This is a genomic window from Streptomyces sp. NPDC014656 (assembly GCF_043084305.1).
Taxonomy (GTDB): domain Bacteria; phylum Actinomycetota; class Actinomycetes; order Streptomycetales; family Streptomycetaceae; genus Streptomyces.
Genome location: NZ_JBIBZN010000015.1, coordinates 12,303 through 24,682, shown reverse-complemented (window position 1 = coordinate 24,682; position 12,380 = coordinate 12,303). Strand labels below are relative to the sequence as shown.

At 75.9% G+C, this 12,380-nt stretch carries 8 protein-coding genes and 1 riboswitch; of the genes, 4 read left to right on the top strand and 4 right to left on the bottom strand.

Going from position 1 to position 12,380, the window contains the following annotated elements:
- The first annotated feature begins 82 nt into the window (after window positions 1-82).
- From ACF1ED_RS28670 to ACF1ED_RS28660, 3 genes are all read left to right on the top strand, one after another.
- Window positions 83-1,333 (top strand): PP2C family protein-serine/threonine phosphatase, encoded by a 1,251-nt coding sequence (locus ACF1ED_RS28670; RefSeq protein WP_391765294.1) that lies wholly within the window; start codon window positions 83-85, stop codon window positions 1,331-1,333.
- Between the two features lie 235 nt (window positions 1,334-1,568).
- Window positions 1,569-1,720: riboswitch (cyclic di-AMP (ydaO/yuaA leader) on the top strand.
- A gap of 11 nt (window positions 1,721-1,731) precedes the next feature.
- Window positions 1,732-2,931 (top strand): M23 family metallopeptidase, encoded by a 1,200-nt coding sequence (locus tag ACF1ED_RS28665; RefSeq protein ID WP_391765292.1) that lies wholly within the window; start codon window positions 1,732-1,734, stop codon window positions 2,929-2,931.
- An 82-nt stretch (window positions 2,932-3,013) separates the two neighbouring features.
- Window positions 3,014-3,967, top strand: a complete 954-nt coding sequence (locus ACF1ED_RS28660) for an aldo/keto reductase (RefSeq protein WP_391765290.1) — start codon at window positions 3,014-3,016, stop codon at window positions 3,965-3,967.
- Between the two features lie 9 nt (window positions 3,968-3,976).
- On the opposite strand, the gene ACF1ED_RS28655 is transcribed toward ACF1ED_RS28660, so the two are convergent.
- The 4 genes from ACF1ED_RS28655 to ACF1ED_RS28640 form a co-directional block, all read right to left on the bottom strand.
- Window positions 3,977-5,314 carry a PrsW family intramembrane metalloprotease gene (locus ACF1ED_RS28655; RefSeq protein ID WP_391765608.1) on the bottom strand — a complete coding sequence of 446 codons (1,338 nt, stop codon included), beginning with the start codon at window positions 5,312-5,314 and terminating at the stop codon, window positions 3,977-3,979.
- 141 nt (window positions 5,315-5,455) lie between these two features.
- Window positions 5,456-6,175: a tRNA (guanosine(46)-N7)-methyltransferase TrmB gene (trmB, locus tag ACF1ED_RS28650; protein ID WP_391765606.1), complete on the bottom strand. Its 720-nt coding sequence runs from the start codon at window positions 6,173-6,175 to the stop codon at window positions 5,456-5,458.
- Window positions 6,176-6,284: 109 nt separating this feature from the next.
- A complete protein-coding gene (gene lhgO, locus ACF1ED_RS28645; protein WP_391765289.1) occupies window positions 6,285-7,469 on the bottom strand; it encodes an L-2-hydroxyglutarate oxidase in 1,185 nt (394 codons plus the stop codon).
- 163 nt (window positions 7,470-7,632) lie between these two features.
- Window positions 7,633-9,084, bottom strand: a complete 1,452-nt coding sequence (locus ACF1ED_RS28640) for an MFS transporter (RefSeq protein ID WP_391765287.1) — start codon at window positions 9,082-9,084, stop codon at window positions 7,633-7,635.
- An 883-nt stretch (window positions 9,085-9,967) separates the two neighbouring features.
- Here ACF1ED_RS28640 and ACF1ED_RS28635 point away from each other — a divergent pair.
- Window positions 9,968-12,190 carry an asparagine synthase-related protein gene (locus ACF1ED_RS28635; protein ID WP_391765285.1) on the top strand — a complete coding sequence of 741 codons (2,223 nt, stop codon included), beginning with the start codon at window positions 9,968-9,970 and terminating at the stop codon, window positions 12,188-12,190.
- Window positions 12,191-12,380: the final 190 nt, after the last annotated feature.

Sequence of the window (12,380 nt, the reverse complement as noted above, 5' to 3'; positions counted from 1 at the left end):
GACCCTGGAGGGTGTGCGGTCGCGGGTCCCGGCCCGGCCCGCACGGCCCGGTGGCGGGCCCCGACCGGTCAGGAGTACTCAGGTGGCGCAGCCTCGGGGAGCGGCGGGCGGTGGGCGGCGGGGCGAGCGGCCCGGCGGTCGCGCCGTCCGCTCCGCCGTGCCCCAGGGGCTCTACGGGCGCGAGCCGCAACCCTCGTCGGCCCCCTACGGGGCCGCCCGGAGGTTCCTGCGGGCGCTGCCGCCGCTGATCATCGTGGGCGGGGTGGTCTTCGACCTGCTCACCCCACCCGCCTACACGGCGGCGCCGCTCTTCTCCGCCGCCCCGCTGATCGCCGCGCCGTTCTTCTCCCGGCTCACGACCCTGCTGACCGGGATCGCGGCGATCCTCGCATCGGTCGGGCTGCACGCCTACAACCGGACGCTCTCCGACGTGCCCTCGCTCACCGAGACCCTGACGGTGGTGACCGTCTCGGCGCTGGCGATGCTGGTCAACCTGGTGGTGCGGCGCAGCGGGGAGCGGCTCGCCTCGGCGCGGGTGATCGCGGAGGCGGCGCAGCGGGCGGTGCTGCCGATGCCGGCGGAGCGGATCGCGGGGCTGCAGTGCGCGGCGCGGTACGAGGCGGCGCAGGCGGACGCGTTCATCGGCGGCGACCTGTTCGCGGTGCAGGACACCCCCTACGGGGTGCGCCTGGTGGTCGGGGACGTGCGGGGCAAGGGGATGGACGCGGTGGAGGCGGTGGCCGTGGTCATCGGCTCCTTCCGGGAGGCCGCCGAGCAGGAGGCGACCCTGGAGGGGGTGGCGCAGCGGCTCGAGCGGGCCCTCACGCGGGAGGGGACCCGGCGCGAGGGGCTCGACGCCTTCGAGGGGTTCACGACGGCGGTGATCGCCGAGGTCCCGCGCGAGGGCGGGGTCGTACGGATCGTGAACCGGGGGCACCCGCCGCCGCTGCTGCTGTACGGGGACGGGCGCCTGGAGGCGGCCGAGCCGGCCGAGCCGGCGCTGCCGCTCGGGATGGGGGAGCTGTCGGTCTGGCCGGACCGGGCCGACGAGCGGCCGTACCCGCCGGGCGCGACGCTGCTCTTCTACACGGACGGCCTGTCGGAGGCGCGGGACGGGCACGGCGTCTTCTACGATCCGGCGGCCCGGCTCGCGGGGGCGGTCTTCCCGGGGCCGGAGGAGCTGCTCGACGCGCTCGTGGACGACGTGCGGCGGCACACCGGCGGCGGTTCGACGGACGACATGGCGCTGCTCGCGGTGAGCCGGCCGGCGGCCGGGGCGCCGGAGCGGCGGCGGACGATGCCGGTGGTGCCGCCGGGGCCGGCGCCCCACTGACCGGGGCCCGGGAGAGCGCCGTCACCGTGTGTGGTCACCAGGTGCCGCAGAGATAACAATTGACATAACGTCAGATCCGGCGGGTTTGGCCGTGCCTCACTGAAGGGGGCTCAACTCGGGCGAATTCCTGCCAATTCAATGAATGATCAAGGGGAACGGCTTGGAATCGGACCGTCGTGTCTATTAACGTTCGATAACGCAGCGCGGTCGTCCCAGCCGTCGCAAGAGACGGCTCCGTGCGCACGCGCCGAATCCCGCAAGGGAACCGGGGAACCAACCCTTGGGGTGAATCGGGCCCCTCGCACACCCCCCGTGCGAACACGCCCGTAGGAGACCTTCCTGCTCCGAACCCGTCAGCTAACCCGGTAGGCGAGAAGGAAGGAAAGGAGCGCGCCTCCGTGGCGTCCAACACCCCCGTACCCGGTGCCCCCTTCGAACCGTTCGGCGGCCCGGGTGCCGTCGGAGCGGACGACCCGGACGGCTTCGCGCCGGACGCGTACGACACCGCCTCCTTCACCCCCGCGCCCGGCGAGTGGAACCCGACCGAGGGCTCCCTGCGCGCCGAGAACCGCTCCGGCGGCCGGCACCGCGTCGTGAAGCAGCGCTCCAACTTCGCCCGCTCCTCCACCGTCCTCGGCGTCGGCGTCATCGCCGCCGTCGGCGCGGGCGGCCTCGCCACCGCGCAGGAGAAGCCCCCGGTCGCGATCTCGCTCCCGGACCTCCCCGACCTGGGCCTGCCGGACGCCCACGACCTGCCGGGCTTCGGCGACCTCCTCGGCGACGACGAGGAGACCGCCCCGGCGCGGGACTCCGCGCCGGTCGCGGCGGGCGGCGCCGCCGCGAAGCCGCTGACCTCGATCACGTACAACGCCCCGGCCGACACCGCCGCCGGCGCGGCCACCGCCACGGAGGAGCGCACCGCCTCCGCCGCCGACGCCGGCGAGGCCCTGCGCGCCCGCATCCTCCAGCAGGCCGAACAGCAGCAGCAGGCCGCCGTCGCCGCCGAGAAGCTGGCCGCCGAGAAGGCCGCCGCGGAGAAGGCCGCCGCCGACGCCAAGGCCCAGGCGGACGCCGCCGCGAAGGCCGAGGCCGAGGCGAAGGCCAAGGCGGAGGCGGAGCGGCTCGCCGCCGAGAAGGCCGAGGCCGAGCGCATCGCCGCCGAGAAGGCGGAGGCCGAGCGGCTCGCCAAGCTGGCCGCCAGCTACTCCATGCCGCTCTCCTCGTACACGCTCACCTCGACCTACATGCAGTCCGGTTCGATGTGGTCCTCCGGCTACCACACCGGCCTCGACTTCGCCGCGCCCACCGGCACCCCGCTCAAGGCGGTGCACGGCGGCACGATCAAGTCGGCGGGCTGGTCCGGCTCGTACGGCTACCGCATCGTCCTGGAGCTGGAGGACGGCACCGAGGTCTGGTACTGCCACCTCTCCTCGATGACCGTCGCCGCCGGCCAGACCGTCACCACCGGCGAGACCATCGGCCGCGTCGGCGCCACCGGCAACGTCACCGGCCCGCACCTCCACATGGAGGTCCACACCCCCGACGGCTCGGGCATCGACCCGGCGGAGTGGCTGCGTTCCAAGGGCCTGTCCGTCTGACCCCGAACCGTGGAGTTCTTCCGGCCGGGGTTCAGGCTCCCCGACCGGAATACGCCCGGCGGCGCAGGTGGTTGGGGTCGTCATGACCTCACCCCTGCGCCCGCTGGGCACTTCCGACCTGCGCGTCTTCCCGCTCGCCCTCGGCGGCAACGTCTTCGGCTGGAGCGCCGACGAGGAGCGGTCCTTCGCCGTCCTCGACGCCTACGCGGCCGCGGGCGGCAATTTCGTGGATACCGCCGATGTCTATTCCGAGTGGGTCGAGGGCAACGAGGGCGGGGAGTCCGAGACGATCATCGGCCGCTGGCTGGCCTCCCGCGGCAACCGCTCCGACATCGTCGTCGCCACCAAGGTCGGCGGCCACTCCCGCTTCAAGGGCCTGAGCGCCCCCACCATCAAGGCCGGTGCGGAGGAGTCCCTGCGCCGCCTCGGCACCGACCACATCGACCTCTACTACACCCACTTCGACGACGAGTCCGTGCCGGTGGAGGAGATCGTCACCGCCCTCGACCAGCTCGTGCGGGACGGCAAGGTGCGGGCCGTCGCCGCCTCCAACATCTCCCCCGAGCGGCTGCGGGCCTCCCTCGACTTCGCCGAGGCCGAGGGCCTCGCGCGGTACGTGGCGCTCCAGCCCCAGTACAACCTCGTCTCGCGCGCCACGTACGAGGGCCCGCTCCTCGACACCGCCGCCGGGACGGGCCTCGCCGCCGTCCCGTACTACGGCCTCGCCTCCGGCTTCCTCACCGGCAAGTACCGGCCCGGCCGGACCGTCGAGAGCGTCCGCGCCCGCGGCGCCTCCCCGCTCGCCGAGACCGCCCGCGGCCAGGCCGTGCTCGCCGCCCTCGACGAGGTCGCCGAGGCCCACGGCGCCGAGCCCGCGACCGTCGCCCTCGCCTGGCTCGCCTCCCGCCCCACCGTCGTCGCGCCGATCGCCTCGGCCCGCACGGTCGAGCAGCTGCCCGCGCTCGTCGCGGTCGCGGACCTCACGCTCACCGAAGCCGAGCTGGCCCGCCTGACGGCCGCGTCCGAGACGGCCTGAGACCCGGGGTCAGCCCTTGTACGGGTTGTAGCCGGCGTAGTCGAGGTACTGCGGCGGCACCCACACCCGGCCCGTCGCCCGCGCCGCGTACGACAGCGCGGGCGAGGCCGTCGCCCGGCGCTCCCACAGGTGGTGCAGCAGCTCCTGCTCCCGCGCGGCGAAGTCCGGCACCGGGACCGTGCCCCGGCGGGCCCGCTCGCGCAGGAAGGCGAGGGTCGTGGCGAAGGACTCGTACTCCCCGACCGCCCGCGCCCCCGCCTTGCCGTACGTACGGGACGCCACCGCGCGCGCGGTGCGGCGGGCCCGCATCGAGGAGAGCGCCAGCGGCTCCTCCGGGGAGAGCCAGCCCGCCGCCGCGTACGCCGGGAGCACCCCGGCGATGGTGCGCAGCTCCTTCTGCCGGCTCCACACGGCGAGCCAGGTCAGCAGTCCGAAGGCCGGCACCATGAAGACCGCGTACACGGCGTAGAAGGCGAGCGGGCCGCCGAAGGTCGCCGAGCCGTTCCACAGCGCGTGGACGCCCATCGCGAGCAGCAGCCCGGCGAGCGGCAGCAGCACCTTGCGCGGTCTGCGCCGCCTGCCGCGCGGGGCGAGCGCGGCCAGGCCGAAGCCGATGCCGGTGAGCACGGTGAAGAGCGGGTGCGCGAACGGCGACATCACGACCCGGACGAAGAAGGTGCCGGCGGTGACCGCGCCGATGCCGCCGTCGCCGGTGTCCTGGTCCTCCCCGAAGGCGGTGCCGAGGTAGAGGATGTTCTCGGTGAAGGCGAAGCCGGTCGAGGTGAAGCCGGCGATCACCACGCCGTCGACCAGGCTCCGGAAGTCCCGCCGCCGGAAGAGGAACAGCAGCAGGATCGCGGCGGCCTTCGCGGACTCCTCCACCACCGGGGCGATCACGGTGGCGCCCAGGTCGTCGGCCGAGGCCGGGTCGGCGGTCGCGGTGGCGATCCAGCGGACGGCGAAGGTGTTGGCGAGGATCGCGACCAGGGCGGCGGCGAACGCGCCCCACGCGAAGGCGAACAGCAGGTTCTTCCACGGCCCAGGCTCGACCCGGTCGAGCCAGCGGAACGCCGCCATGAGCAGCGGTACGGGGAACACCGCGAGCCCCAGGCCGACGAGGAAGCCCTCCGTGCCGGTCTGCTCGCGCACCAGCGCCAGGATCACCAGGGCGCACAGCGCGAGGAGCGTGACCAGGGCGACGGCCCGCACGATCCGGCTCCGCCAGAAGGCCTTCCGGGGCCGGTACCGCCACTGGCTCCGGTCGGCGGCCACGGCGAACGACGGCTCGTCCCCGTCACGGACCGGGACGTGGCTCTCGACCGCCGGCGGCCCGGCCTGCGCGGGCAGGGAGGCGGTGACCGGCGGCGCGAACGGCTCGGACGGCGTGGACGGCGGCAGGGGTGAGGACACGCCTCGACCCTAGCGACCGCCACCGACAGGGGCGATGGACTTCCCCCCAGATCCGTTGATTCCGGCGGAGGAGCAGGTCTACTTCCGGCGGAAGAGCAGGTCGTGCACGACGTGGCCCTTGTCCAGGCCCTGGCCCTCGAAGCGGGTGAGGGGCCGGAAGTCGGGGCGGGGGGCGTAGCCGCCGTCGGGGGCGGTGTTCTCGAAGTCGGGGTGCGCGGACAGCACCTCCAGCATCTGCTCCGCGTACGGCTCCCAGTCCGTGGCGCAGTGCAGCACCCCGCCCGGCTTCAGCCGGGTCGCGAGCAGGGTCAGGAACTCGGGCTGGATGAGGCGCCGCTTGTGGTGCCGCTTCTTCGGCCACGGGTCCGGGAAGTAGACGCGGCAGCCGTCGAGGGCGGCCGGGTCGAGCATCTCGCGCAGCAGGATGATCGCGTCGCCGTTGGCGACCCGGATGTTGGAGAGCCCGCCCCGGTCGGCGAGGCCGAGGAGGTTGCCCTGGCCGGGCGTGTGCACGTCGACGGCGAGGATGCCGGTGCCGGGGTCGGCGGCGGCCATCTGCGCGGTCGCCTCGCCCATCCCGAAGCCGATCTCCATCACCACGGGCAGTCCGCCGAACAGCTCCCGCAGGTCCAGCACCCGCTTGCCGTCGATGTCCAGGCCCCAGTCAGGCCACCGCTTCAGCATGGCCTCGGCCTGTCCGGCCGTCACCCGGCTGCGGCGCGGCTGGAAACTGCGGATCCGGCGCTCGAAGTGCGCCCCCGCGGGGTCGGGCGAGGGCCCTTCACCGGGCGCGAACATGCGGCTGCCCCGGCGGGCGACGGACTCGGTGCGGTTCTCATGCTGCTCAGACACAATGCCGCCCATGGTACGGGCCCGCGGCCCCACCGCCGCGGTCCGCGCCCGGCGGCTACAGCAGGGTCAGGGCCCGGCGGGCGATCTCCCGGCCGATGGGGAGGGACGCGGTCGCGGCGGGGGAGGGGGCGTTGAGGACGTGGACGGTGCGGGCCGCCTCGCGGATGAGGAAGTCGTCCACCAGAGTCCCGTCCCGCAGCACCGCCTGGGCCCGGACCCCCGCGGCCGCCGGCCGCAGGTCGGACTCGTCGATCCCGGGCAGCAGCCGGCGCACCGCCTCCGTGAAGGCCCGCTTCGACAGGGAGCGCCGCAGTTCGCCCGCGCCGTACCGCCAGTGGCGGCGCGCGATGGTCCAGGAGCCGGGCCACGCGAGCGTGCCGCCGAGCTCGCCGGGGCGGACGACGCCCCAGTCGTAGCCCTCGCGGGCGAGCGCCGGCACCGCGTTCGGCCCGATGTGGACGCCGCCGTCGATGCCCCGGGTGAGGTGCACCCCGAGGAACGGGAAGGCGGGGTCCGGCACCGGATAGACCAGGCCCCGCACCAGCGAGGGGTCGGCCAGCTCGTAGTACTCGCCCCGGAAGGGGACGATCCGCATGCCCGGGTCGTCGCCGGCGAGCCGCGCGATCCGGTCGCAGTGCAGTCCCGCGCAGTTCACCAGCACCTTGCCGCGCAGGATCCGCTGGTCGGCGGTGCGCACGGCGACGCCCCACGGGCGCCGGTCGATCGCCGTGACCTCCGCGCCGTAGAGGATCTCCGCGCCGGAGGAGTCGGCGAGCCGGCGCGCGACCGCCTTGTAGTCGACGATGCCGGTCGTGCCGACGTGGATCGCGGCGAGGCCCCGCACCCGGGGCTCGTACTCGGTGATCTGCGACGGGCCGAGCTCGCGCACCGGAATGCCGTTCTCCCTGCCGCGCTGGACCAGCGCGTGGAGGCGGGGCAGCTCCTCGCGCTCGGTGGCGACGACGAGCTTGCCCGTCACCTCGTGCGGAATGTCCCACTCCGCGCAGAACTTGACCATTTCGGCCGCGCCCTCGACGGCGAACCGCGCCTTCAGGGAGCCGGGCCGGTAGTAGATGCCGCTGTGGATGACCCCGCTGTTGCGCCCGGTCTGGTGGCGCGCCGGGCCCTCCTCCTTCTCCAGGACGGCGACGCGGGTGCCGGGGGCGGCGCGCTGGAGCGCGTACGCCGTCGACAGACCGACGATCCCGCCGCCGATCACCAGCACGTCACAGTCAAACACCAGCGCCACCTCCCACCCCTGATAGTGCACTGGCCCACTGACAACCCCGTTAAACGCCCACGTCGTGGGACGCGCGTCACGCTCCCGCGCACGCCCCCGCGACGGGCCGCGCCCCCGTCACGGGCCGCGCCCGCCCGCGCGCGCCCCCTCGGGTCCCCGCCCGTCACGCCGGGGCGACGAGGAGGGGCCGGGCCCGCTCCCGCAGTTCCATGACCCGGGGCTCGTGCCCGTACGGCTCCAGGCGGTGGAGCAGGTCCCGCACGTACTCCGTGGTCCGCGCGGAGGAGATCCGGCCGGCCACCTCCACCGCGCGCGTGCCCGCCGCGCACGCCGCGTCGAGGTTGCCGGACTCCAGTTCGGCGACGGCCGAGACGACGAGCCGCAGTCCGTGCGAGCGGACGAACTCCTCCGTCGGCCGCGACAGCGCCTGCTCGGTGAAGCGCCGCACCTCCCGCGGCATCCGCAGGTCCCGGTAGCACTCGGCGGCGTCCGCGCAGAACCGGTCGTACGAGTAGAAGCCGAGCCACGTCGGATCGGCGTCGCCCTCCCGGGCGCGCTCCAGCCACCCCTCGGCGGACTTCAGCGCCGCCGCCGCCGCGGGCCCGTCGCCGGCCTTGGCGTGCGCCCGGGCCTCGACGAGCCGGAAGAAGGACATGGTGCGGGCGGTGGCGAGCCCCCGGTTCCGCTCCAGCGCGGCCTGGGCGAGGTCCACCCCCTCGTCGGCGAAGCCCCGGTAGGTGGCCTGGAGGGACATCGAGGCGAGCACGTAGCCGCCGAGCGGCACGTCGGCGGCGGCCCGGGCGAGCCGCAGCGCCTGGATGTAGTACCGCTGGGCGGCCTCCTGCTGCCCGGTGTCGAAGGCCATCCACCCGGCGAGCCGGGTCAGCTCGGAGGTAGCGCCGAAGAGGGCCCGGCCGACCTCGTCCGAGTACGAGCCGAGCAGCAGCGGCGCCGCGTCCACCCTCAGGCACTCGGGCACCATCGAGGACCGCCAGTCCCCGCCGCCGTACTTGGAGTCCCACCTGCGCGCGTCCTCGGCGGCCTCCCGGAGCTTGGCGACGTCGCTGTGCCCCACGCGCACGTGCTCCCCGGACTCGGCCGGCCCCGGCCCGGGACCGCCGCCCCCCGGGCGTCCCGCCTCCCGCTCCACCGACGGGTCGGCGGGGGTGATCAGCCACCGGGAGGCCGGGGTCGCGTAGGCGCTGACCGAGAAGGAACCGGCCAGCGACTGCCAGATCCCGCCCCCGCCGGCCCGCCGCCCGGCGAGGTCGAGCCGGTAGAGGTCGGTGGCGGCGCGGACGGCCTCGCCGACGTCCCGGGGGAAGGCGAGGCCCACCTCGGGCGCCGGGTCGGCGTCCGCCAGCCCGATCTCGTGCAGGGGCACGGGCCGGCCCAGCTTCTGCCCGATCGCGGCGGCGATCAGGTGCGGCGCGGCGCCCTGCGGCACCATCCCCTTGGAGACCCAGCGGGCCACCGAGGTCTTGTCGTACCGAAGCGTCAGCCCGCGCTGCGCACCGAGGTCGTTGACGCGCCGGGCCAGGCCGGCGTTGCTGATTCCCGCGAGGGCGAGAACGGCGCCGAGCTTCTCGTTCGGCCCGCGTTGCTCCCTGGACATGACGCCACCCCTCGACATCCAGACGGCCGCCGCGACGCCGGGCATAGGCAGGCGGCATTCGTAAACACAGCGTAGTTCGCCGCATCCCCACCGTTAAGGGGCGGAGTTCCGTATGGCGAGATTGTTGTGTGAACAACCCACCGGGGGCGGCCTCCCGCCGGACCGTGCTCCGCCCGTGTGGCCGTGCGCCCGGCCGTGCGCTCTCGTCGCTCCGGACCCCGAGGGCTTCGATGGGTGCCGCGTGGGTCGGCCCGTCCGGCCGGGAGGCGGAGCCCCTTCGGGCTGCGGGTTCCGCACCGGTGGGCTGGGGGACACCGCCGCTCCATTCCCCGCGGGCGGCGGACGGCGCCGGGAGGCGGGTCGCCTCCCGGACTGCCGGACGGCGGGCCGCCGGCGCGTGGACGGCGCCGCGAGGACGGCCTCCGGAGCCTTGATCCCTTCGTCGACTGACGGAAGGTCAAACCTCCTTACAGAGGCGAGAATCGGCCGAATTCTCCGGGACCGCAGCCGTGCGGGAGCCGCGTCGGTGGCGGTGCCGGTGCCGTGTTGATGCCGAGCCGGTGCCGAGCCGGTGGCGATGCCGGTGCGGTGTTGATGCCGAGCCGGTGTCGCGTCGGTGTCGTGCCGGAGCCCCACGAGGAGCCGCGGCCGGGCCGGCGGGAGACCTCCGGGCCGCCGGGCCTCCGCCCGTCCGCCCTCCGCCCGCCCGCTCCTCCACCCGTTCGTCACCGCCGCGCCCCCCTCCGCTCGCCGCACGCCCCCCGCCCGGCCAACCGGCCCATGCCAGGGGCGCATTCGGCTTTCGCGCGCGTGCACCCGGACCCCGCCCCGTGCGCCGTTGTCATGGCAGCATGGCCCCACCGAAACGGACGTGGAGGCGCCGATGCGATGGCTGGTGGGCTGGAGCAGTGTCGCCGCGGGGTACGCCACGGCCGCGGGAGCGCGCACCGGAGCGGCGAACGGCGCCCAGGGCGCGCCCGGCGGCTTCCGCGGCCACACCGGACCCGGCGCCTACGGATCCGGAGTCCCGCCCCAGGCACAGCCGTTCGCGGAGAGCGGCGGGCACGTCGGGGGGCGCACGGTGCAGCCGGTGGGCGCACAGCTCCTCTGGGGCGACCCCGACCCGCTGTGGGCGGTCGGCGACTGGCGCCCCGACGAAGTGCGGGTGGTCGGCCTCGACGACGGCACCCGGCTCGCCGTCCTCGGCTGCTGCGCCGCCGGCGACGACGAACTCCGCCGCGGCCTCGTCACCGCGCGCGGCGGCGCCCTGCGCCACCTCACCGCCTGGCCCGGCAGCTACACCGCCGTCGTCAAGGCCGGCCGCCGGGTCACCGTCACCGGCGACCTCGCGGGCGCCCGCCCCGTCTTCCACACGCCCTGGGAGGGCGGCACCGCCTTCGCCACCGCCGCCCTCCCGCTCGCCGACCTCGTCGAGGCCCAGCTCGACATCGGCCACCTCGCCGCCCTGCTCGCCTGCCCCGAGTCCCCGGAGGCGCTGCGCGACTCGACGCCCTACGAGGGCGTCCGCCGCGTCCCGCCCGGCCACGCGCTGATCCTGCGCGAGGGCTCCCGCGAGATCGCCGGGTACGAGACGGTGGCCTCGCTCGCCGTCGCCGCCCCGCAGGCCGACCCCCGGCAGGCCGTCGAGGCGGTCAGGGACGCGCTGGTGGAGTCCGTACGGGCCCGGCTCACCGCGCCCCGGCACGCGCCCGAGGCACCGCTGCCCGACCCCGGACCGGTCCCCGGCATGGGGCCCGCGGACCGGCGGGCCGCCCGCGGCGCGGGCCCCGCCCCCGGCATCGGCGCCGACCTGTCCGGCGGCAGCGCCTCCGCCACGCTCGCCCTGCTCGCCGCCGGACTGCCCGGCGTGCCCGGCACGGTCCTCGGGCACGCGGGCGCGGGGGAGCGGCTCCTCGCCGTCACCTTCAGCGACCTGGCGAACAAACCGGGGCCGGGCCGGGCGGCCGAACTGGAGCGGGCCCGCGAGCTGGCGGCCGACCCCCGGCTGCGCCACGTCGTCGTCACGGCGGGCGAGGAGGCCCTCCCGTACGCCACCCTGGACGGCCCCCTCACCGACGAGCCGGGGCCCGCGCTGGTCACCGCCGAACGGCACCGCAGGCGGCTCGTCGGCGGCAGCGCCGACCACTTCACCGGACTGGGCGCCAAGCAGGCCCTGGACGCCCACCCGGCGCGCCTGGCGGACCTGTTGATGGACCGCAGGCGCCGCTCCCTGGTCCGTCCCGTGACGGCCCTCGCCAAGGCGAGCGGCCCGTCGGCGGGCTCCTTCCTGGTGCCGGTCACCGTCTACCGCGCGGCGCGCAGGCTCGCCCGTACGCCCTACCGGGCCGGCCTGGAGACGGCCGCCCGGCACGTCCTCGACGCGAACCGCGCCCCCGGCGACGCCCACGGCCCGCTGGCGGCCTCGCTCTCCGCCCTCGCCTGGGCCCGGCCGGGCCCCGCGGCCCGCTGGCTGACGGGGGAGGCGCTGGCCGAGGTGTCGGCCCGCCTCACCAGGGCGGCGATCCTGCCGCCGGCCGTCCAGCGCCCGGGCGAGGCACGCGCGCGTGCCGCCCTCGCCCGCGCCGCGGCCGACCACCGGGTGCTGGAGCAGGCCGCCGAGATCCGCGGCCAGCGGCTGCACGCCCCCTTCCTCGACAACCAGGTCGTCCGCGCCTGCCGGGCCCTCCCCGAAGCGCTCCGGGTCCAGCCCGACGCGCGGGCCGGCGTGCTGCGCACGGTCCTCGCGGACACCGGCATCCGCGACCTGCCGCCCGGCTGGGGCGCCCCCTACCCGGCGGTCCCCGCCGCCACCGCGCGCGCGGGCCTGCGTGCCGCCCTCCCGACCCTGCTGGCCCTCTTCGACGCCCCGCTCCTCGCCGACGCGGGCCTCGTCGAGGCCGGCACCGTCCGCGAGGCCCTGCGAGCCGCCGCCGACGGCGCCCGGGTCCCCCTCGACGGCCTCGCCGACCTCGTCTCCACCGAACTCTGGCTCCGCCGCCTCCTCGCCCGCCGGGGCTCCTGCTGGACCGACACGGCCACCCCGCGCGCGCCCCGCGCGGTCCAGGGGCCGCTGATCCCGGCGTCGCGGTCGCTGCCGGCGCGCTGAGCCCCGCGGGCGAAACGTCACCGCATGCCCGCGCGGGTGAACGCGCCCCTGACCCGGTCCGGGCGCCCGTCCTCACCTGAGGGCGTCGCACCGGGCGAAGGAGGTCCGGCACGGCCATGCCGCCGCCGGCACCGGAGGAGACGCCCTCCGGGACCCGCCAGGGGAAACCCCGAGGCGCCCCTCGCGCGCT

Bases quoted from the DNA above. Each gene is read 5' to 3' on its own strand.
- ACF1ED_RS28660 (WP_391765290.1), top strand. From the start codon at position 3,014: ATGACCTCACCCCTGCGCCCGCTGGGCACTTCCGACCTGCGCGTCTTC.
- trmB (WP_391765606.1), bottom strand. From the start codon at position 6,175: ATGTTCGCGCCCGGTGAAGGGCCCTCGCCCGACCCCGCGGGGGCGCAC.
- ACF1ED_RS28640 (WP_391765287.1), bottom strand. From the start codon at position 9,084: ATGTCCAGGGAGCAACGCGGGCCGAACGAGAAGCTCGGCGCCGTTCTC.
- ACF1ED_RS28635 (WP_391765285.1), top strand. From the start codon at position 9,968: ATGCGATGGCTGGTGGGCTGGAGCAGTGTCGCCGCGGGGTACGCCACG.